The organism is Luteimonas sp. 22616 (genome assembly GCF_052044325.1).
In the GTDB taxonomy this organism is placed as follows: domain Bacteria; phylum Pseudomonadota; class Gammaproteobacteria; order Xanthomonadales; family Xanthomonadaceae; genus Luteimonas.
Genome location: NZ_JBQEMW010000001.1, coordinates 119,569 through 138,536, shown reverse-complemented (window position 1 = coordinate 138,536; position 18,968 = coordinate 119,569). Strand labels below are relative to the sequence as shown.

At 70.9% G+C, this 18,968-nt stretch carries 12 protein-coding genes; 4 read left to right on the top strand and 8 right to left on the bottom strand.

What is annotated here, in order from left to right; genetic code table 11:
* Positions 1-4: 4 nt before the first annotated feature.
* The 5 genes from lepB to mrcB all read right to left on the bottom strand — a co-directional run bounded on the left by lepB (position 5) and on the right by mrcB (position 6,500).
* The gene (lepB, locus tag ACTJIL_RS00590) at positions 5-646 is read right to left on the bottom strand and encodes a signal peptidase I (RefSeq protein WP_440753689.1); all 642 of its coding nucleotides are present in this window, start codon (positions 644-646) and stop codon (positions 5-7) included.
* Positions 647-710: 64 nt separating this feature from the next.
* Positions 711-1,412 (bottom strand): tRNA (adenosine(37)-N6)-threonylcarbamoyltransferase complex dimerization subunit type 1 TsaB, encoded by a 702-nt coding sequence (gene tsaB, locus ACTJIL_RS00585; RefSeq protein ID WP_440753688.1) that lies wholly within the window; start codon positions 1,410-1,412, stop codon positions 711-713.
* A gap of 147 nt (positions 1,413-1,559) precedes the next feature.
* Positions 1,560-3,533 carry an ATP-dependent DNA helicase gene (locus ACTJIL_RS00580; RefSeq protein WP_440753687.1) on the bottom strand — a complete coding sequence of 658 codons (1,974 nt, stop codon included), beginning with the start codon at positions 3,531-3,533 and terminating at the stop codon, positions 1,560-1,562.
* 1 nt (position 3,534) lies between these two features.
* The gene (locus ACTJIL_RS00575; protein ID WP_440753686.1) at positions 3,535-4,074 is read right to left on the bottom strand and encodes a hypothetical protein; all 540 of its coding nucleotides are present in this window, start codon (positions 4,072-4,074) and stop codon (positions 3,535-3,537) included.
* Positions 4,074-6,500, bottom strand: a complete 2,427-nt coding sequence (gene mrcB, locus ACTJIL_RS00570; protein ID WP_440753685.1) for a penicillin-binding protein 1B — start codon at positions 6,498-6,500, stop codon at positions 4,074-4,076. Before mrcB ends, ACTJIL_RS00575 begins: the two co-directional genes overlap by 1 nt.
* Positions 6,501-6,707: 207 nt before the next feature.
* Between mrcB and ACTJIL_RS00565 the strand changes: the two genes are divergently transcribed.
* The gene (locus tag ACTJIL_RS00565; RefSeq protein WP_440753684.1) at positions 6,708-8,813 is read left to right on the top strand and encodes a glycosyltransferase; all 2,106 of its coding nucleotides are present in this window, start codon (positions 6,708-6,710) and stop codon (positions 8,811-8,813) included.
* Positions 8,814-8,824: 11 nt separating this feature from the next.
* Here the strand turns inward: ACTJIL_RS00565 and ACTJIL_RS00560 are convergent, their stop codons facing one another.
* Together ACTJIL_RS00560 and ACTJIL_RS00555 are read right to left on the bottom strand one after the other, a co-directional pair.
* Positions 8,825-10,408, bottom strand: coding sequence for a hypothetical protein (locus tag ACTJIL_RS00560; protein ID WP_440753683.1), 1,584 nt, complete (start codon positions 10,406-10,408; stop codon positions 8,825-8,827).
* Positions 10,409-10,480: 72 nt separating this feature from the next.
* The gene (locus ACTJIL_RS00555) at positions 10,481-12,721 is read right to left on the bottom strand and encodes a RelA/SpoT family protein (RefSeq protein WP_440753682.1); all 2,241 of its coding nucleotides are present in this window, start codon (positions 12,719-12,721) and stop codon (positions 10,481-10,483) included.
* Between ACTJIL_RS00555 and ACTJIL_RS00550 the strand changes: the two genes are divergently transcribed.
* From ACTJIL_RS00550 to ACTJIL_RS00540, 3 genes are all read left to right on the top strand, one after another.
* Entirely contained in the window at positions 12,720-13,229 is a 510-nt protein-coding gene (locus ACTJIL_RS00550; RefSeq protein WP_440753681.1) for a hypothetical protein, read from the top strand. The two genes, ACTJIL_RS00555 and ACTJIL_RS00550, sit on opposite strands and share 2 nt — an antisense overlap.
* Positions 13,230-13,240: 11 nt before the next feature.
* Positions 13,241-14,176, top strand: a complete 936-nt coding sequence (locus ACTJIL_RS00545; protein ID WP_440753680.1) for a 2OG-Fe(II) oxygenase — start codon at positions 13,241-13,243, stop codon at positions 14,174-14,176.
* Positions 14,177-14,304: 128 nt separating this feature from the next.
* Positions 14,305-14,784, top strand: a complete 480-nt coding sequence (locus ACTJIL_RS00540; RefSeq protein WP_440753679.1) for a serine O-acetyltransferase — start codon at positions 14,305-14,307, stop codon at positions 14,782-14,784.
* A 5-nt stretch (positions 14,785-14,789) separates the two neighbouring features.
* Here the strand turns inward: ACTJIL_RS00540 and ACTJIL_RS00535 are convergent, their stop codons facing one another.
* Positions 14,790-18,929 (bottom strand): DUF3418 domain-containing protein, encoded by a 4,140-nt coding sequence (locus tag ACTJIL_RS00535; protein WP_440753678.1) that lies wholly within the window; start codon positions 18,927-18,929, stop codon positions 14,790-14,792.
* Positions 18,930-18,968 lie beyond the last annotated feature (39 nt).

The following is an 18,968-nucleotide window of genomic DNA, read 5'->3' as shown; positions in this document are numbered from 1 at the left end:
GCGGTCACAGCGACTTCCACACCGGCCCCTCGCCGCGTCGCCAGAACACACCGACAGCGCGCGCATACAGCTTCGAGGCCGGCACCAGGCCGAAATAGCGGCCGTCGATGCTGTTGCCGCGGTGGTCGCCGACGACCAGCACCTGGCCCGGGGGAATGACCAGCGCATCGATGTCGGGGCCGCCTCCGGCGTCGAGGTTCAACCGCGCACTGCGATCTCCGAACCATTCGAGGTCCGGCGCGCCGGCCTCGGCCAGCGGCTTGCCGTTGATCGACAGGTGCCCGCCCTCCAGTACCACCCGGTCGCCGCCCACCGCGACCACGCGCTTGATCAGCCGCACGCCGTCGCGCGGCGACTTGAACACCGCGATGTCGCCGCGCCGCGGGGTATCGCGCGGCACCACGGTGACGTCGGTGAAGGGGATGCGCACGCCATAGGCGCTCATGTCGACCATGACGTGGTCGCCGGGCATCAGCGTGTATTCCATCGAGCCGCTCGGCACGCCGTAGTGGTTGGCGAACGAGGTGCGCGCGATCGCCAGCAGCACCAGCATCACCAGCAGCTGGCGGCCCTCGCCCAGGAGCCAGCCGCGCAGGCCGCGCGCACGGTATTCCGCGTGATCGTCCCTCGCCCCGGCATTGGCCATGCCACTGTCTCCCCGATGATGGTCAAGGCAGTGACCGGCGGCGGCGCGCGATGGTTCCCGGCGCTCAGCGCGAATCGCGCAGGGCCTGCTGCTCGGCGAGCGTGAGGGCGACGTTGTTGCGCAGGTAGGCCGGCTCGATCCGCTCCGGCGGCAGCGCCTCGCCGCGCGCGAAGGCGGCCGCCGCAAGTCGGGCCACGTCGGCCGCGTGCGGAAGCGCGGCGGCGTCGACGCCCGCAAGCCGGGCGCCCAGGCTGGCCTGCAGTGCGGCCTCGGCGGCGGCAAAACCGGTGCCGACGCCGTACCAGCCGCCGGCGGCATCCGGCAGCACGACGGCCCCGGGCGGTGAGACGGCTTCGGTCGATAGGGCGGCCAGGTCGTCCCCGCGCCGCTCGAACGCACCCGAATACACCTCGCCCATGCGCGCGTCGATGGCGGCGAGGATGCGGGTCGCGTCGCTGGGTGCGCCCACTGCGAGCACGGCGAGGGTCGAAACGGGCACCACCGGCCGGTCGAGTGCCAGCGCGATGCCCTGGGCGATGGCGATCGCCAGGCGCACGCCGGTGAACGCGCCCGGCCCGCGGCCGACCGCGATCGCATCAAGCTGGGACTTCGCCACGCCGGCCTCGGCCAGCAGCTGGCCTGCCCATGGCAGCGCCAGCTCGGCATGGCGCCGCGGCGCGATCTCGAAGCGCTCGCGCACCGCACCGTCAACCCAGACGGCGACCGAGCAGGCTTCGGTGGCGGTTTCGAATGCGAGCAGTTTCATCAGAAAGCCGGGAATCGGGAATCGGGAATCGGGAATCGGGAAAAGCCTAACGCGTTTGCCGCAGGTGGGGGCTACGCCCCGACGCCCGCGACGGTCGGCATCGGGGACATGGCGAAGAACGATCGGTGTCGAGAGCGTGGCCCCGACCTACGAGGTTTCGAAGAATGCTTCCACGTCGGCCACGTTGCGGGTCTTCGGGAACGGCGGCAGCGAGTCCAGGAACAGCCGGCCGTAACTTTTTTCCAGCAGGCGCGGATCGCACAACACCAGCACGCCACGATCGGTTTCGGTGCGGATCAGGCGGCCGACGCCCTGCTTGAGTGCGATCACCGCCTGCGGCAGCTGCTCGTCGCGGAACGGGTTGCCGCCGGCGCGGCGGATCGCGTCGAGTCGGGCCTCGAACACCGGGTCGTCGGGGGCGGCGAACGGCAGCTTGTCGATCACCACCACGCTCAGCGCGTCGCCAGCCACGTCGACGCCCTCGCGGAAACTTGCGGCGCCCAGCAGCACGCCGTTGCCGGATTCGCGGAAACGCTGCAGCAGTTGCGCGCGCGGCGCCTGGCCCTGCACGAACAGCGGCCACGGCCCTCCCTGCAGGATCTCGGCGGCCTCGCGCAGGGCGCGGTGCGATGCGAACAGCACGAAGGCGCGGCCGTTGGATGCGTGCAGCACCGGCAGCAGCGCCTCGGCGATCGCGGCGGTGTAGTCGCGCGCCGCCGGCTGCGGCAACCGCGGCGGCAGGTAGCACAGCGCCTGCGAGGCCCAGTCGAACGGGCTCGGCGCGAGCAGCATGCGCGGCTGCTCCAGGCCCAGGCGCGTGGCGATGTGGTCGAAATGCCCGTCGACCGCCAGCGTCGCCGACGTGAAGATCCAAGCCGCGCGCGAACTCTCGCGGTGCGCGCGCAGCGGCGCGGACACGTCCAGCGGCGTGCGCTGCAGGCGGAAGCCGCGCGGCGAGAGTTCGTACCAGCGCACATCGTCGTCCGGCCCGCCGCCGCTCGAATCGTCAAGCTCGCCTTCGAGGTCGCGCTCGACCTGCCAGCGCGCGATCCGCGCCAGCTGGTCGATCGCACGCACGTGGCAGGCCTCGAAGCCGGGCGCGGCCTCGCGCAGCGGCGCGATCGCGGCGGCGAAATCCGCCAGCGACCGCGTCAGCGCATCGAGCGCCTCGCGCACGCCGGCATCCTGCAGCGCGCGCAACCGGGTGCCGCGCGGCGGCAGCCCCTCCATCGCCGCGCGCAGCGCGCGGGTGGCGTGTTCGAGATCGCGTGCCGGCTGCTGCACGACCGCCAGCGAACCCTCCACGTCCTTGCATTCGGCCAGCGCGTCGCGCCCAAGCTCGGCCAGCGGCCGCGCGCTCAGCGACTCGCCGAAGAACTGCGCGGCCAGGTCCGGCAGCTGGTGCGCCTCGTCGACGACGAACGCCTGCGCGCCGGGCAGGATCTCGCCGAAGCCTTCCTGCTTGAGCGCCAGGTCGGCCAGCAGCAGGTGGTGGTTGACCACCACCACGTCGGCATTCTGCGCGCGCTGGCGCGCCTGCACCACGAAGCAGTCGCCCCAGAACGGGCACTCGCTGCCGAGGCAGTTCTCGGCGGTGGAGGTGACCATCGGCAGCAGCGGCGAGTCGTCCGGCAGCGCCTCGAGTTCGGCCAGGTCGCCCATGCGCGTGCGCCCGCTCCACGACACGATGCGCTGGAACTGGGCAACCTGCTCATGCGAGACGAAGCGCGGCTCGCCCTTGGCGCGCTCGAGCCGGTAGCGGCACAGGTAGTTGGCGCGGCCCTTGAGCAGCGCGGTCTTGATGCCGACGCCGAGCGCGTCGCGCACCCGCGGCAGGTCTCGGTGGTAGAGCTGGTCCTGCAGCGCGCGGGTGCCGGTGGAGATGATGGTTTTCTGTCCCGACAGCAGCGCCGGGACGAGGTAGGCGAAGGTCTTGCCGGTGCCGGTGCCGGCCTCGGCCAGCAGCATGCCACGCGTGTCCAGCGCGTCGGCGACGGCCGCGGCGAGGTCCTGTTGCGAAGGCCGCGGCGCGAACGCCGGGATCTGCATGGCCAGCACGCCACCTTCGGCCAGGGCGGCGCGGCTGCGTGCGGCAAGGTCCTCCCCGGTCCCGTCTTCCATTTCAGAAGCGGTTGACGCCGGCGACCGTGCATTGGTCGACCTGCGCCTTGGCGGTCGCCGCGCCCGCCGCGTCGCCCTCGATCAGGCGCGCCTGTTCGACGGTGGCCCAGTGGCGCCGGCACAACGGGCCGACCTTCGAACCGGTCTCGAAGGCGTGGCGGGCCAGCGTCTCGGCCTGGCCGTGGTCGCCGAGCAGCAGCGCGGCCTCGGCCCGCTCCTGCAGCAGGGCCGGATCGTCCGGGACGATCTCCAGCGCCTGGTCGAGCGCCTTGGCGGCGTCGGCGTAATGCTGCTGGGATTCCAGGCGCGACGCCTGCTCGCGCAGGTCCTCGACCTTGGGATCGCGCAGCGGCTGGATCGCGAGTTCGCCCTCGCCGTCGCCGGCGGTGGCGCGAATCGCGGCGACCTGCTGCTGCGGCGTGGCCGCGGTCAGCGACGCGGGCTGCGGTGGCGCCGGCTCGGAGGTCGCACAGGCGGCCAGCGTCAACGCAATGGCGAGAAGCGCGCAACCGCGCGCGACAGGAACGATTCGAATGGACATCAGCGTTGCTCTTGCTGCGGGGGAGGCGGGGCGGACTGCTCGGGCGGCGCTTTGGCCGGATCCTGCGGCGCCTTGCGGTCGAGGCCGAACCAGCTGCGCCAGCCCCCGCCCTGCTCTTCCTGCGGCGGCTCCGGCTCGGCATACACGCAGGCCTGGTACGGCGGCGCATAGCCCTGGGCGAACGGGAACCGACGCGCACCCGGGCAGGACGCATCGGTGCTGTTCGACTGCACCACCCACTGCCAGTCGAGGCCTTCGTTGCCGACCTTCAGCGGCGCGCTCGGCAGGCGCGAGAACAATCCGGACCAGACCCGCATCGCGCCGGTGGCGCCATACAGGCCGGTCATCTCGTTCTGGTCGTTGCCGACCCAGACCACGGCGAGGTAATCGCCGGTCCAGCCGGCGAACCAGCTGTCGCGGCCGTCGTTGCTGGTACCGGTCTTGCCGGCGGCATCGAGGCGACCAAGGCCGTCGCGGACCAGCTGGTGCGCGGTGCCGTTGGTCACCGTGCGCTGCAGCGCGGTGGAGATCAGGCGCACCGCGATCGCGTCGCCCGGCTGCGCCGGCTTGGGTTCCTTGTCGTAGCGTTTGAGCATCCTGCCTTCGCGGTCGAGCACGCCGCGCACCAGGTGCAGCGGCTGGATCTCGCCGCCGGACGCCAGGAACTGGTACAGCTGCGCCATCGCGTACGGGCTCTGGTCGACCGCGCCCAGGATCAGCGAGGGGTTGGGTTCGGTTTTGATGCCCGACAGCTTGTCGAGCAACATCGCCACGCGCTGCGGCTGTACCGCCATGCCCAGGCGCACCGTGGCCTGGTTGTACGACTGCGACAGCGCGTCGATCAGGCGCACGCTGCCGTGGCTGCGGCCGTCGGAGTTGCCCGGGCTCCAGCGCTTGCCGTTGCCCAGCGTCACCGTGACCGGCGAATCGTCGACCCAGCTGGCCAGCGACCAATGGTCCGGCGACGCGAGCGCCAGCATGTAGACGAACGGCTTGAGCAGCGACCCGACCGGGCGCCGCGCTTCGATCGCGCGGTTGAAGCCGGGCTGGCGGAAATCGCGGCTGCCGACCACCGCCAGCACGTCGCCGTTGTCGACGTCGGTGACCACCAGCCCGGCCTGCAGCGACGGCCGCTTCTTGCTTTCCAGCGACTTGAGCGTGCGTGTCACCGCGCCTTCAGCGTAGGCCTGCGCGGCGGGCGACATCCCGGTCATCACCCGCAGGCCGGCGCCCTGCAGCGCGTCGGCCGGGTAGTCGCGCACCAGCTGCCGGCGCACCAGGTCGACATAGGCCGGGAAGGGATTGGCCGAGGTGCTGCCAGGCGCATTGGTCACGCCCAGCGGCGCCTTGCGGGCACGCGCGTACTCGGCGTCGTCGATCAGCGCCGGCTCGGACTCGTGCATCTTCGCCAGCACCAGGTCACGGCGCGCGCGCGCGGCCTCGGGATGCCGGCGCGGATCGTAGGCCGACGGGCCCTTGACCATGCCGATCAGCATCGCGACCTGCTCGGTCGACAGGTCGCCCAGCTCGCGGCCGAACCAGAACTCGGCGCCGGCGGCGACGCCGCGGATCTCCTGCGAACCGCGCTGGCCGAGGTAGACCTGGTTGAGGTAGGCCTCGAGGATGCTGCGCTTGTCGTAGCGCGCCTCGATCAGCAGCGCGAACAGGATCTCGTTGAACTTGCGGCTGAAGGTCTGCTCGCGGCCGATGCCGAGGATGCCCGAGCGCGCCAGCTGCTGGGTCAGGGTGCTGCCACCCTGCCTGGCTTCGCCGGATTTGAGGTTGACGAAGGCCGCGCGCAGCATGCCGCCCAGGTCGATGCCGTGGTGGTGGGCGAAGTCGCGGTCCTCGACTGCCTGCAGGCCGGTCACCAGCAGCTCGGGCACGTCCTCGATCCGGACCAGCTGCCGCTCTTCCTGGCTCTGCCCGTAAAGGGTGGCGATGCGCGCCGGATCCAGGCGCACCGACTTGGCGGCCTTGCGGCTGCCGGCGTCGCGCAGGCTGGCGACGCGGCCGCCGGACAGGGTCACTTCGACCCGGCTCGGGGCGACGTCGCCGTCGACGTCGCGGAACCCGCGGTTGGCGATCGTCCAGCGCGCGCCGTCGTGCTGGTAGGTGCCGGGGCGCTTGCCGCCGTCCTCGCGATACGACGCCGCGGCCAGCTCGGTCTTCAGCGTCTGCGCGTCCATCGCCATGCCGGGCGCCAGCTGCAGCGGGCGCGCGAACACGCGCGTGGGCACCTGCCAGCGCAGCTGGCCGAAGCGTTCGCTGACCTGGTGATTGAGGTACAGCGTGTACGGGATCAGGAAGCCCAGGCCCAGCCCGATCGCCGCCAGCGTCCAGGTCAGCAGGCGTCGGCGCCAATCCGGCGCACTGCCGTCGCCGTCGAGCTCGTCTTCGTCTTCGTCGTAATCGATGCGGGCCACGGTACGGTTCGGGAAGGGGAATGCGACAATGGCGCGTGCGCCGGGGAAGCGGCGAGTCTAGCGCAGACGCCGCTGAACGCCGGCTTGCACCGTTGGCTGCGGCAAAAGCCATCCATGGCGCAAAATGGCGGTGTCCGGATGTTCCGGGCCGCGGCGGATGACCCGCATCATGCCCCGCCCCTCCTTTCCGCCAGCCGGAGCTACGAGTTGTCGATTTCACTGGCCGATGCGCGTTTCCTGTTCGATCGCGCGACCGGCCTGATCCGCCGCGGCTGGCTCAGCCTGCGCACGCGCGGCCTGCGCGCGAGCTGGCAGCGGGTGCGCACGCAGTTGCGCCGGGTGCCCGAGGCGCAGCGAGCGGTGCTGTATTTCCCGGCTGAAACGCCGCGCGTGCCGGCGGCGTTGCCCACCAGCGACGCACCGCTGGCCAGCATCGTCATTCCCGTCTATGGCCAGCTCGAACACACCCTGCGCTGCCTGCGCGCGCTGGCCGGGCAACCGCCCCGGGTGCCGTTCGAGGTGATCGTGGTCGACGACGGCTCGCCGGACGACAGCGCCGGGGTGCTGCCGGCGATCACCGGCCTGCGCTATCACCGTCGTGCGGACAACGGCGGCTTCATCGCTGCCTGCAACGATGGCGCCGCGCTCGCGCGCGGCGAATACCTGGTGTTCCTCAACAACGACACCGTGCCGCAGCCGGGCTGGCTCGACGCGCTGCTGCGGACCTTCGCCGAGCATCCCGGCACGGGGTTGGTCGGTGCGCAGCTGCTGTATCCCGATGGCAGGTTGCAGGAGGCCGGTGGGGTGGTGTTCGCCGACGGCAGCGGCTGGAACTATGGCCGCCACCAGTCACCCGTCGATCCCCGCTACGGTTACCTGCGCGACGTCGACTACGCCAGCGGCGCGGCCATCGCCATTCCGCGCGCGCTGTTTGCGCAACTGGGCATGTTCGACGTGCGCTACGCGCCGGCCTACTACGAGGACACCGACCTGGCCTTCGCGGTCCGCGCCGCCGGCAGGCGCGTGCTGTACCAGCCGGCCGCGCGGGTGGTCCACGACGAGGGCGCGACCGCCGGTACCGACACCGGCCACGGCGCCAAGGCCTACCAGGTCCGCAATCGCGAGCGCTTCGCCGCGCATCGGGCCGAAGCACTGCGACAACAACTTGCCGCCGATGTCGTGCCCTCGCCCGCCGGGTTGCATCGGGGCCGCAGGCAGGTGCTGGTAATCGATGCGCTGTCGCCGATGCCAGACCGCGACTCGGGATCGCTGCGCCTGGTCAACCTGATGCGACTGCTGCGCGAGGAAGGCGCGCACGTGGTGTTCCTGCCCGCGGACCTGAAGCACGCGGGGCCCTACACCGAGACGCTGCAGGCCCTCGGCGTGGAAACCTGGTTCGCCCCCTTCGTGGGCGGCGTGCCGGCGTGGCTGCGCGAGCACGGATCACGCTTCGACAGCGTCATCGCCTGCCGCCACTACGTCGCGCGCGAATTCCTGCCGCTGCTGCGCGCGTATGCGCCGCAGGCGCAGCTGGTGTTCGACACGATCGACCTGCACTACCTGCGCGAGCAGCGCGCCGCGCAGGTTGCCGGCGATGCCACGAGGGCGCGGACCGCGCAGCGCACGCGCATGCTGGAACTGGACGTGATCGCGCGCAGCGACCTGACCCTGGTGGTGAGCGAAGCCGAGCGCGCGCTGCTCGCCGACGACGCACCAGCCGCGCGCGTGGCCGTGCTGTCCAACCTGCACCGCATTGCCGGGCCGGGGGCGCCGTTCGCACAGCGCCGGGACCTGGTGTTCGTCGGGGGCTTCCGCCATCCGCCGAATGTCGATGCCGTGCGCTGGTTCGCCGATGCCGTGTTCCCGCAGGTACGCGCGCGCTTGCCGGACGTCCGCTTCCACTGCATCGGCGGCGACGTGGTCGAAGCGGTCAGCGCGCTGTCCGCGCGCGACGGCATCATCGTCCACGGCCACGTGCCCGACATTGCGCCGTACATGGACGGCTGCCGGGTCGCGCTGGCGCCGCTGCGTTACGGCGCCGGGGTCAAGGGCAAGGTCAACCTGAGCATGGCCCATGGCCAGCCGGTGGTGGCGACGCCGTGCGCCGTCGAAGGCATGCATACCCGCGACGGCCACGACGTGCTGGTGGCCGACGACGCCGACGCCTTCGCCGACGCCGTGGTGCGGTTGCACGAAGACGAAGCGCTGTGGACGACGCTCAGCCGCAACGGACTGGACAACGTCGCGCGTCACTTCTCGCTCGACGCCGCGCGCGACACCGTGCGGCAGGTGTTCTTCGCGCGGCGCGACTGACGGCGCACGGGTCAGCGCTGCGGCGCCGTGGCCGCGCGGATGCGGCGATCGAAGTCGTCGAGCCCCGGCGTGGCCGGGTCCAGCGCGCGCGCCGATGCCAGCGCCGCGCTGGCGCCGCGCAGCTCGCCGGCGCCAAGACGCTCGTCGCCGATCGCCAGCCAGCGACCGGCCAGCCGGCGGCGCGCCGATGCCAGCGCGGCTGCATCGGTTTCCAGCGCCACACGCGCATCGAAGCAGGCGCGCGCCAAACCGAGGTTATTTGCGCTCAGGCCGCGTTCGAAGCATTGCTTCGCGGCCGGCAGCAGGTGGGCGGTGGCCTTGCGCACGGCCGGGTCGTCCGGTGCGATCGCGCGCGCGGCGCGCAGCTTGTCGAAGGCGCTGTCGCCGGGCGGATCGAGCAGGTCGCCGCGGGCTTCGGCTTCCCTCGCCTCGGCCAGCAGGCGCGCGACCCGGCGCCCGCGTTCGCGCGGCGGCACCTGGCTGCCCAGGCGCGCATGCGCCTGCTGCGCGCGGGCGATGCGGTGCTCGGCCTCCGATACTGCCGCCATCTCCGGTGCCAGCGCACGCGCCTGGTCCAGCGCGGCATCGGCCGCCGCGAAGCGGAAATCCCCGGCCAGGGTTTCCGCGCGATGCGCCCAGGCCGCCGCCACGCGCTGAAGTCCCGCGTCCGCATCGGCCTGCTGGCCGGCCTCGGCCAGCAGCCGGTAATGCTCGACGGCGCGCTCCAGTCGCCCGCCGCGCAGGTCGTTGGCCGCGGTGCGGCGCACGTCGTCGAGTTCCTCGTTCAACCGCGCTTGGGTGTCCGGCAGGTCGACGTGGCCGGGGTCGAAGTCGCGCGCGGCGGCGATCGCGGCCGTGGCCTCGGCGAGCTTGCCCTCGCGCAGCTGCGCGCGCGCCTGCTGCAACAGTTCGCCCAGCGCGTCCTCACGGCCTTCGAGTGCGCGAGTGTTTTCCGGCTGCAGAGCGAGGATGCGCCGGTACAGCGGCAGCGCGGCGGTGTCGTCGCCGGTCAACCGTCCGGCTTCCCGCGCAGCCTCGGCCTGCGCGAGCAGCCCGGGAATGCCGGCGTGCGCAGCCTCGCGCTTGCGCAGTTCCGTGGCCACGGCAGCGACATCGGCGCGCGGGACCGACAGCGCGCGGGCCAGCTGCAGCGACGCGTGGGCATCGGCGAAACGGTCCTGCGCGGTCGCCTGGCGCGCCTGCGCCAGTGCGGCCTCGGCTACCTGCGCCAGGCCCGCCCGCGCCTCGTCGCGATCCGGATCCATCGCCAGCGCCGCGGCGTAGAGTTCGCGCGCACCGCTGCCATCTGCGGCCGTCAACCTGCCCTGTGCCAATGCCTGCGCCGCCTGTGCGCGCAGCGCTTGCGCCCGCGTCTGTGGCCACAGCCAGTCGGCAAGCGGCGTGCGGAACACCACCACCAGCACCGCCAGCAGCAGCGCGCATGCCAGCAGCCAGGGCCACCAGCGACCATGCGTGTCGAGGACAGGTCGTGGCCGCGCGCGGCGCGCGAAATCAAGGCCCGCGAGTGGCCCCATGCCCGGCTCGCGACGGCCGTCGCCAAGGTCGGTGCCGTGCCCGTCCGGATCGTCTGGCATGTCGCGTTCGTGGATCACCGGCGCAGCATAGAAGATACCGCTGAACGTCGCCGTGACTCCGGGGCTTGTCGCTCAGGCGCGGCGCGCCTGCTGCACGCCCGGGAGGCTTTCGATCTTGCCGAGCAACCGCGACAGCTGGCCGAAATCCTGCACCCGCACCTGCATGCGCAGCCGTTGCTGTCCGTGGTGGCCGCTGTCGCTGCGGATCGACAGCACGTGCGCGTCTTCCTGCGCGATCAGGTTGGTCAGGTCCTTGAGCAGGTATTTGCGGTCGACCGCGTCGATCACCAACCCGGCTTCGTGGCCGCCGCCGGCGCGACCCCACTCCACCGGCAGCACGCGCTGCGGGTTCGCGGCCGACAGGCGCAGGAACGCTGCGCAGTCGCTGCGATGCACGCTCACGCCGCGGCTGCGGGTGAGATAGCCGCAGACGGCCTCCCCGGGCACCGGCTGGCAGCAGCGCGCGACCTGCACCAGCAGGTTGCCGACGCCAACCACGGTGAACGCCGAAGCCGGCGTCTTCGCCGCCCTGCGCGGTGCACGCACGGCCAGTTCTCCGTCATCGGAAGCGGCCGGTTCGCGCGCGCTGCGCTCGTGTTCGAGCAGCGCACGGGTGACCTGGTGCGGGCCGACGTCGCCCAGCGCCACAAGCACGTACAGGTCGTCGAGCGTGGCAACGTTGAACTTCTGCAGCGCCGGCGCCGGATCGGCCTGCTGCAGGCCCAGGCGCTTGAGCTCCTTGTCGAGCAGTTCGCGGCCGTCCTGCAGGTTGCGCGCGCGGTCGAGCTTGTGGAACCAGCTGCGCACCTTCTCGCGCGAGCGCGCGCTGGCGAGGAAGCCGTTGGCCGCCAGCAGCCAGTCGCGGCGCGGTTCGGACACCTTGCCGGTGAGGATCTCGACCCGGTCACCGCTGCGTAGCACGTGGTCGAGCGGCACGATGCGGCCATCGACCTTGGCCCCACGGCAGCGGTGGCCGACGTCGGTATGCACGTGGTAGGCGAAGTCCAGCGGCGTGGCGCCGCGCGGCAGGTCGACAACCTCGCCGCGAGGCGTCAGCACGTAGATGCGGTCCTCGACCAGTTCGGTATCGAGGCTGCCGGCGAGTTCACCCGCGCCTTCCGCATTGGCTTCCAGCAGCCGCCGCATCCACTCGATCTTGCGGTCGAGCGCGGCATTGCCGGCGGCCGAGCGCTGCGGGCCTCCCCGTTCCGAATAGCCGTGCTCCTTGTAGCGCCAGTGCGCGGCCACGCCCAGCTCGGCCTGCGCATGCATGTCGCGGGTGCGGATCTGCACTTCCAGCGTCTTGCCCTCCGGCCCGACCACGGCGGTATGCAGCGAGCGGTAGTCGTTGTGCTTGGGCCTGGCGATGTAGTCGTCGAACTCGCTGGGGATCGGCATCCACAGCGCGTGCGCCACGCCCAGCGCGGCATAGCAGGCCGGGATGTCGTCGACCAGCACGCGCACGGCCCGCAGGTCGTAGAGCTCGCCGATCGGCACGTCCTTTTTCTGCATCTTCTTCCAGATGCTGTAGATGTGCTTGGGCCGACCGGCCACCTCGGCCTCAATGCCCTGCGCGGCCAGCGCCTCGCGCAATGCCCGCGTGACCTGCTCGATGTACTGCTCGCGGCCGGCGCGCTTGTCGTCGAGCAGGCGCGCGATGCGGCGGTAGGTGTCGGGATCGAGATGGCGGAACGCCAGGTCCTCGAGCTCCCACTTCAGCTGCCAGATGCCGAGGCGGTTGGCCAGCGGCGCATGGATGTCACGGGTGAGCTGCGCCAGCGCGCGGCGCTCGTCGTCCGGCCGTTGCGAGGCCGTGCGCAGCTGCGCCAGCTGCCGTGCCAGCAGGATCGGCACCACCCGCAGGTCGCGGACGATCGCCAGCAGCAGGCGCCGCAGCCCCTCGGCGCTACCCTGCCCGGACCGCTCGGCATGCAGCGCCCAGACCTGGTTGGCAGCGCGCTGGCCGTCGAGCAGCGCCGCGACCGCCGGTTCGGCATCGGCAAGCCTGGTCTCCAGCCGCGTCGCGGCATCTGGCAATGCGTGCAGGATCGCGGCCAGCACCGTCTCGCCGTCGGCATTGAGCAGCACCAGCGAATCGAGGGTATCGGCCAGCTCGGCCAACGCCGCGTCCGGGCCGTTCCCCGCGCCTTCCAACGCCTCGTCCAGCAGCGCCCGCAAACGCCGCGGCAGGGCGGCGACAGCCGGGTGCGCGGCCAGGACTTGCTCGACGTTGTGGACGGGCGACGGCACGCGGGTTCCGGCTCCAGGGGGAAGGTCTACACTAGCCGCCTCCCGACCCGAGGAACAGACCATGCGCTCGTCGATCCTGCTCGTGTTCACCCTGCTGCTCGGCTGCACGCTGCCCGCGTTCGCACAGACCCCCGCCGCGCAGCCGCCAATCGAGCAGGCGATGACGCCCGAACAGTTCAAGGCCGCCGGCCTCGACAAGCTCAGCGCCGACGAACTGGCCAACCTCAACACCTGGTTGAACCGCACCATTTCCACCGAAACCGCGCGCGCCGCCGAACAGGCCGCGGTGCAGGCCACGGAGAAGGTGCAAACCGAGAACCGCGGCTTCTTCCATTTCGGCTCGTCCGAACCGATCGAAGGCCACATCGCCGGACAGTTCAAGGGCTTCCGCAAGGGCAACACCTACACCCTCGACAACGGCCAGCAGTGGCGCCAGACCGACACCGCCTCGCTGGCCGGCGTGCGCCTGGAAAACCCGGCCGTCAAGATCACCCCCAGCGTGATCGGCAACACCTGGTACCTGCGCATCGAGGGCTACAACACCCGCGCCAAGGTCGAACGGGTCAAGTAACACCGATGGCGATGCCATCGGTCATTGCAGACCGGATTCCGACTCCGATCGCCGCTGGCCGGGACGTGTACGCGCGCCAGTTCGCCGAGGCGCGGCCGTTCCGGCACGTGGTCATCGACGACTTCTTCGAGGAGTCGTTCGCGCGGCGGTTGCTCGCGCAGTTTCCGGGGTTCGAGCAGGGCAACTTCCTCAGCGAGGACGGTCGCCAGGGCAGCAAGTCGACGTTCGAGCGCGTGCGCGCACTGGGCGATGCATACGCCGGCCTGGACGACATGATCCGCAGCCAGGAGTTTCTTCGCCTGCTCGGGGACATCACCGGCATCGACGGCCTGCGCTACGACCCGTGGTACCTGGGAGGCGGCACGCACGAGAACCGCCACGACGGCGGCCTCGAGGCGCACGTGGACTTCAATTTCCACCCGCTGGAGCGTTGGCAGCGCCGCCTCAACCTGATCGTCTACCTCAATCCGGACTGGCATGAGGAATGGGGCGGCGCACTCGAGTTGTTCCGCGATCCGACCATCGCGCCCGAGACCGTCATCGCACCGGTTTTCAACCGCTGCGTGATCTTCGAGACCCACGATCACAGCTGGCACGGATTCAGCCGTATCGTCCTGCCCGAACATGCCCGTGAACGGAGCCGCAAATCGGTCGCACTGTATTTCTACACGCCAGGCACTCAACACGCGGAGGCACCAGAGGCGCACTCCACCGTCTACGTCAACCGCCCGCTACCCGAACGCCTGCAGCCCGGCCACGTTCTTGACTCGCAGGACGTCTCGGATCTGCAGCGCCTGCTTGGCGACCGGGACAATCGCATTGCGATGCAGTACCGCGAGATCTCCAAGCTGATGACGCTGGTGCGCGCGCACGAACGCGGTTTCGCCGGCTCGATGCTGTATGCGGCGCGACGGCTGCAGGCGCACCTGTTGCGCAAGGGCGACTGAAGTTGGCGCACCGGGGCTGGCGGCTGTTCCGGACGGCGCTGAGCAGCATTCGCCTGTGGCCACACCTGCTGCTGCTCGCCACCCACCGCAACCGAGGAGTGGTGCTTGCCGACATCCGGCGATGGTGCATGGTCATCTTCGACGATGATGCGCAGCACGCACTCGTCCCGGCGTTCCTGCGGCTCATGAGTTTCCATCACGAATACCGCAACCTCTTCTACTACCGTACCGGCTTGCCCGGGCGACTGCTCTCACCGCTGTGCCGGCCGCTGCCAACGCTCTACATCACCACCCCGGATATCGGCCCTGGCCTCTACATCCAGCATGGCTTCGCAACCATCATCTCTGCAGCACGTATCGGTCGCGATTGCTGGATCAACCAGCAGGTCACGATCGGGCATGCCAACTGCACAGACGCCCCGGTACTGGGCGACAACGTGGTTGTGCACGCGGGTGCGAAGGTGATCGGAGCGGTGCGGGTAGGCGACCATGTCACCATCGGGGCCAACGCCGTGGTGGTGAAGGACGTTCCGGCCCGTACGACCGTGGTGGGCGTCCCTGCCCGGATCGTGCGTCGCAATGGCAAGCGCGTGGACGAGGCTTTATAGGCTCGTCACGCTCCCTGCAGCCGCGCAAGCCGCGCCGCGAGCTTCTTCGGCGACACCCCGCCCTTCGCGCCCAGCTCCTGGGCGAACAGCGAGACGCGCAGTTCCTCAATGTCCCAGCGCAACGCCTGCCACTCCGTGTCGCCGGCGCGTGCGTCGGCGGTTGCCTCGGCCAGTGCGTCGGCGAACGGTTTGAGCTCGAGCATCCGCTGCTGGTCGCGCGTCGGGTCGTTGAGTGCACGCTGCGCGCGTGTGGCCAGTGCGCGCAGGTAGCGCGGATACTCCGCCAGCGCCTGCGCCGGCACGTCGCGCAGGAATCCCGGCAGGACCAGCGCGGCCAGCTGCGCCTGCATGTCGTCGAGATTGCCTCGCGCCCAGCCGACCAGCTTCGAATCCAGCCGCGCGCGCACCTCGGCCACCAGCCCGAGGATGGTCTCGGCCTGGCGCAGGCGTTCCATCGCTTCGCCGAACAGCGCCTTGGCGATCGCATCCTGGCGCGCGGCGAACGCGGCCGCGTCGCGGATGTCGCCGAGTCCGTCCGCCGCCAGCGCGGCAAAGGCGCCGTCGACCAGGTCCTCGCGCAGGTGGTCGGCGGACCGGCCCGGCTGCGACGCGCGCGGCGCGGCCGATTCGATCGCCGCGTACAGCAGCGCGGTCTTCGGCGGAACCGGCAACTGCTTGCGCGCCTGGCGCATGCGATCGGCGAGCGCCAGCACCAGCAGCCGGCGCACGCCGCGCGGATGGTGGCGGCGCGCCTCGTCGCGGCCGGCGTGCACGCCGAGCGAGACAGTGTCGCCGTCGTCGTGCAGCGCCGGATATGCGGGAACGCCGCCGGCGCCGGGCACGGACTCGGGAATCGGATCGCCAGGGAATTCGGTCAGCCCGCCCTGCGCCAGCCCCTCCGAGGCGCGCGCCGCGAAGGCGCCGCGTGCACGCGCGCCGAAGCGTTCGCGCAGGTCATCGAGGTCGCGCGATTCGGCCAGCACGCTGCGGCCGTCGGCGTCGAGCAGGCGCAGGTTCGCGCGCAGGTGCGGTTCGAGCGCGGTTTCGTCGAAGTCGCCCCCCGCAACCTCCACGCCGGTCATGCGCTTGAGGAACCGCGCCAGCGCGCCGGCGAACGCGTCGGTGGTCGCGTCAGCAATGCCATGCGCGTCGGCGAAGGCGCGCGCGAAGTCCGGCGCCGGCACGAAGTTGCGGCGCAAGGATTTGGGCAGGGTACGGATCATGCCCGCCGCCTTGTCGGCGACGAAGCCGGGCGCGAGCCACGACAGCCGCGGCGCGTCCAGCGCGTTCAACAGATGCAGTGGCGCCACCACCGTCATGCCGTCGTCGACTGCGCCGGGTTCGAAGCGGTAGCGCACTGCCAAGCGCGCGTCGCCCAGCGCGATAAAGGCCGGGAACAGGTCGGCGTCGGCGCCGTCGGCGACCAGCAGGTCGTCGCGGGACCATTCCAGCGCCTGCTTCGCGGTGGCGGCCAGCTTCGCGTACCACGCGTCGAGCGCCTGCGCGCTGACGATCTCAGCGGGAATCCGGTCGCGATACCACTGCGCCATCCATTCCTCGTCCACCACCAGCCCGGCGCGGCGCTGCTTGGCCTCCTCTTCCTCGGCCTGCGCCAGCACCTTGCGGTTGCGCGCGACGAAAGCGCTGCGGGTGTTGATCTCGCCGCTGACCAGGCCGTCGCGCACGAAGATCTCGCGCGCCTCCTCCGGATACAGGCCGCCGTAATGGATCGGCTGCTTCGGCGCCAGCACCAGGCCGAACAGCGACACCTGCTCGCTGCCGATCACCCGGCCCTGGCTGCGCGACCAGCGCGGGTCGAAATGGCGGCGCGCGAGCAGGTGCGGCAGCTCGGCGATCGCCCATTCCGGCTCGATCGCGGCATTGGTCAGCGACCAGACCTTCTCGGTGTCGAGCAGCGTGGCCGACAGCACCCACGGCGGTGGCTTCGAAGCGAGCGCGGAACCGGGAAACAGCTGGAACTTGCGCCCGCGCGGCCCCTCGTACTGGCCGCGCTCGGTGCGGTGGCCGAGCTGGGTCGGCAGGCCGGCGATCAGGGCGCGATGCAGCGTCACGTAGGACGCGGCCGAAAGATGCCCACCCGGCTCTTCCTCCCCCTTTGAAAAAGGTGGATTGAGAGGGAGTTTTTCTTGCTTCCGCCCTGCCTTGGCCCGCGCCGACGGCAAAGGCGAATCTCGCCTGCCCCCCTTTTTCAAAGGCAGGGAAGAAACAGGCTCTGCCGTCCCTTGTTTCTCGCGCCAACCCAACTCCTCGCATTGCAGCTTCAATTGCCGATGCAGTTCGCGCCATTCGCGCATGCGCAGGAAGCCGAGGAAATTCCTGTCGCACCACTTGCGCAGCTGCGACTGGGTCATGTCCTCGTGCGCGGTGCGGTAGGCGTCCCAGAGCTTCAGGATGCCGACGAACTCGGACTTCGCATCACGGAACTGCGCATGCGCATTGTCGGCCGCGGCGCGCTGGTCGGATGGCCGCTCGCGCGGATCCTGGATGCCGAGGAACGACGCGATCGCGAGCATCTCGTGCAGACAGCCGTGCGCCTGCGCGGCGACCAGCATCCGCGCCAGCTTCACGTCCACCGGCAACTTCGCCATCGTTCGGCCGATCGGCGTGAGCCGGCGCTGCGCATCGACCGCGCCGAGTTCGGCCAGCTGCTGCCAGCCGTCGGCGATGGCGCGCGGATCGGGCGGGTCGATGAAGGGGAAATCCTCGACCAGGTTCGCTTCCAGACGCGACACCTCGTCCGTGCGCCCGCGGCGGCGCTTGCCGGCTCGCTCGCCGTCGCCGCCCAATCCGAGCGACAGCATCCGCAGGATCACCCCGGCCAGCGCCGCGCGGCGGATTTCCGGGTCGGTGTACGCCACGCGCGACTGGAAGTCGGCCTCCGAATAGATCCGGTAGCAGGTGCCGGGCGCGATCCGGCCGCAGCGGCCCTTGCGCTGGTCGGCGCTGGCCTGGCTCACCGGTTCGATGTGCAGGCGATCGAGCTTGAGCCGCGGGCTGTAGCGCTTGACGCGCGCCAGCCCCGGATCGACCACGTAATGGATGCGCGGCACCGTCAACGAGGTCTCGGCGACGTTGGTCGCCAGCACGATGCGCCGCTGCGGGCCGGGATTGAACACCCGGTCCTGGTCGCGCGCCGACAGCCGCGCGTACAGCGGCAGCACTTCGGTGTGGCGGTACTTGCGGTGCTCCAGCGCCTGGTGCGCGTCGCGGATCTCGCGCTCGCCGGGCAGGAAGATCAGGGTGTCACCCATTGGACGTTCACGCGCGATCTCGTCGCAGGCGGCGAGGACGCCGTCGAGCACCGTGCGTTCGCCTTCCTCCTCGCCCTCTCCTTCCAGCGGCCGGTAGCGCACTTCCACCGGATAACCGCGGCCTTCGACGTTGACGACCGGCGCGCCGCCGAAATGCGCGGCGAAGCGTTCGGTATCGATGGTGGCCGAGGTCACGATGACCTTCAGGTCGCGGCGCCGCTGCAGCAGCTGCTTCAGATAGCCGAGCAGGAAATCGATGTTGAGGCTGCGCTCGTGGGCCTCGTCGATGATGATGGTGTCGTAGGCGGACAGCCAGCGGTCCGAGGCAATCTCGGCCAGCAGGATGCCGTCGGTCATGAACTTGACCGCGGTGTCGGCCGAGACGTTGTCCGAAAAGCGCACCTGGAAGCCCACCGCGCCACCCAGCGGCACCTGCAGTTCCTCGGCCACGCGCCGCGCCACCGCGCGCGCGGCGATCCGGCGCGGCTGGGTGCAGGCGATCATGCCGGCGGCGCCGCGCCCGGCGGCCAGGCACAGCTTCGGCAGCTGGGTGGTCTTGCCCGAACCGGTCTCGCCGGCAATCACCACCACCGGATGGTCGCGGATCAGCGCAACGATCTCGTCGGCGTGCGCGGCGATCGGCAGCACCGGGTCGACCAGTGCCCGTGGCAGGCGCGCGGCACGTGCCTGGCGACGTTCGACCGACTGCGACAGCGCAGCCTCGAACGCCACGCGCGCCCCGGTGTCGCCGGGCGCGGCCTGCCAACGGCGCAGCAGGCCTTTCAGGCGCGCGGCATCGCGGCTGCAGGCGCCGTCGATGGCGCGCTGCGCCTGTCTTGACGCGGCGCTTGCATTGGAGTCGATAGGCTTCATTGATTATCTTGGCAGCAAGGTTCGATTTCACATGCCTGC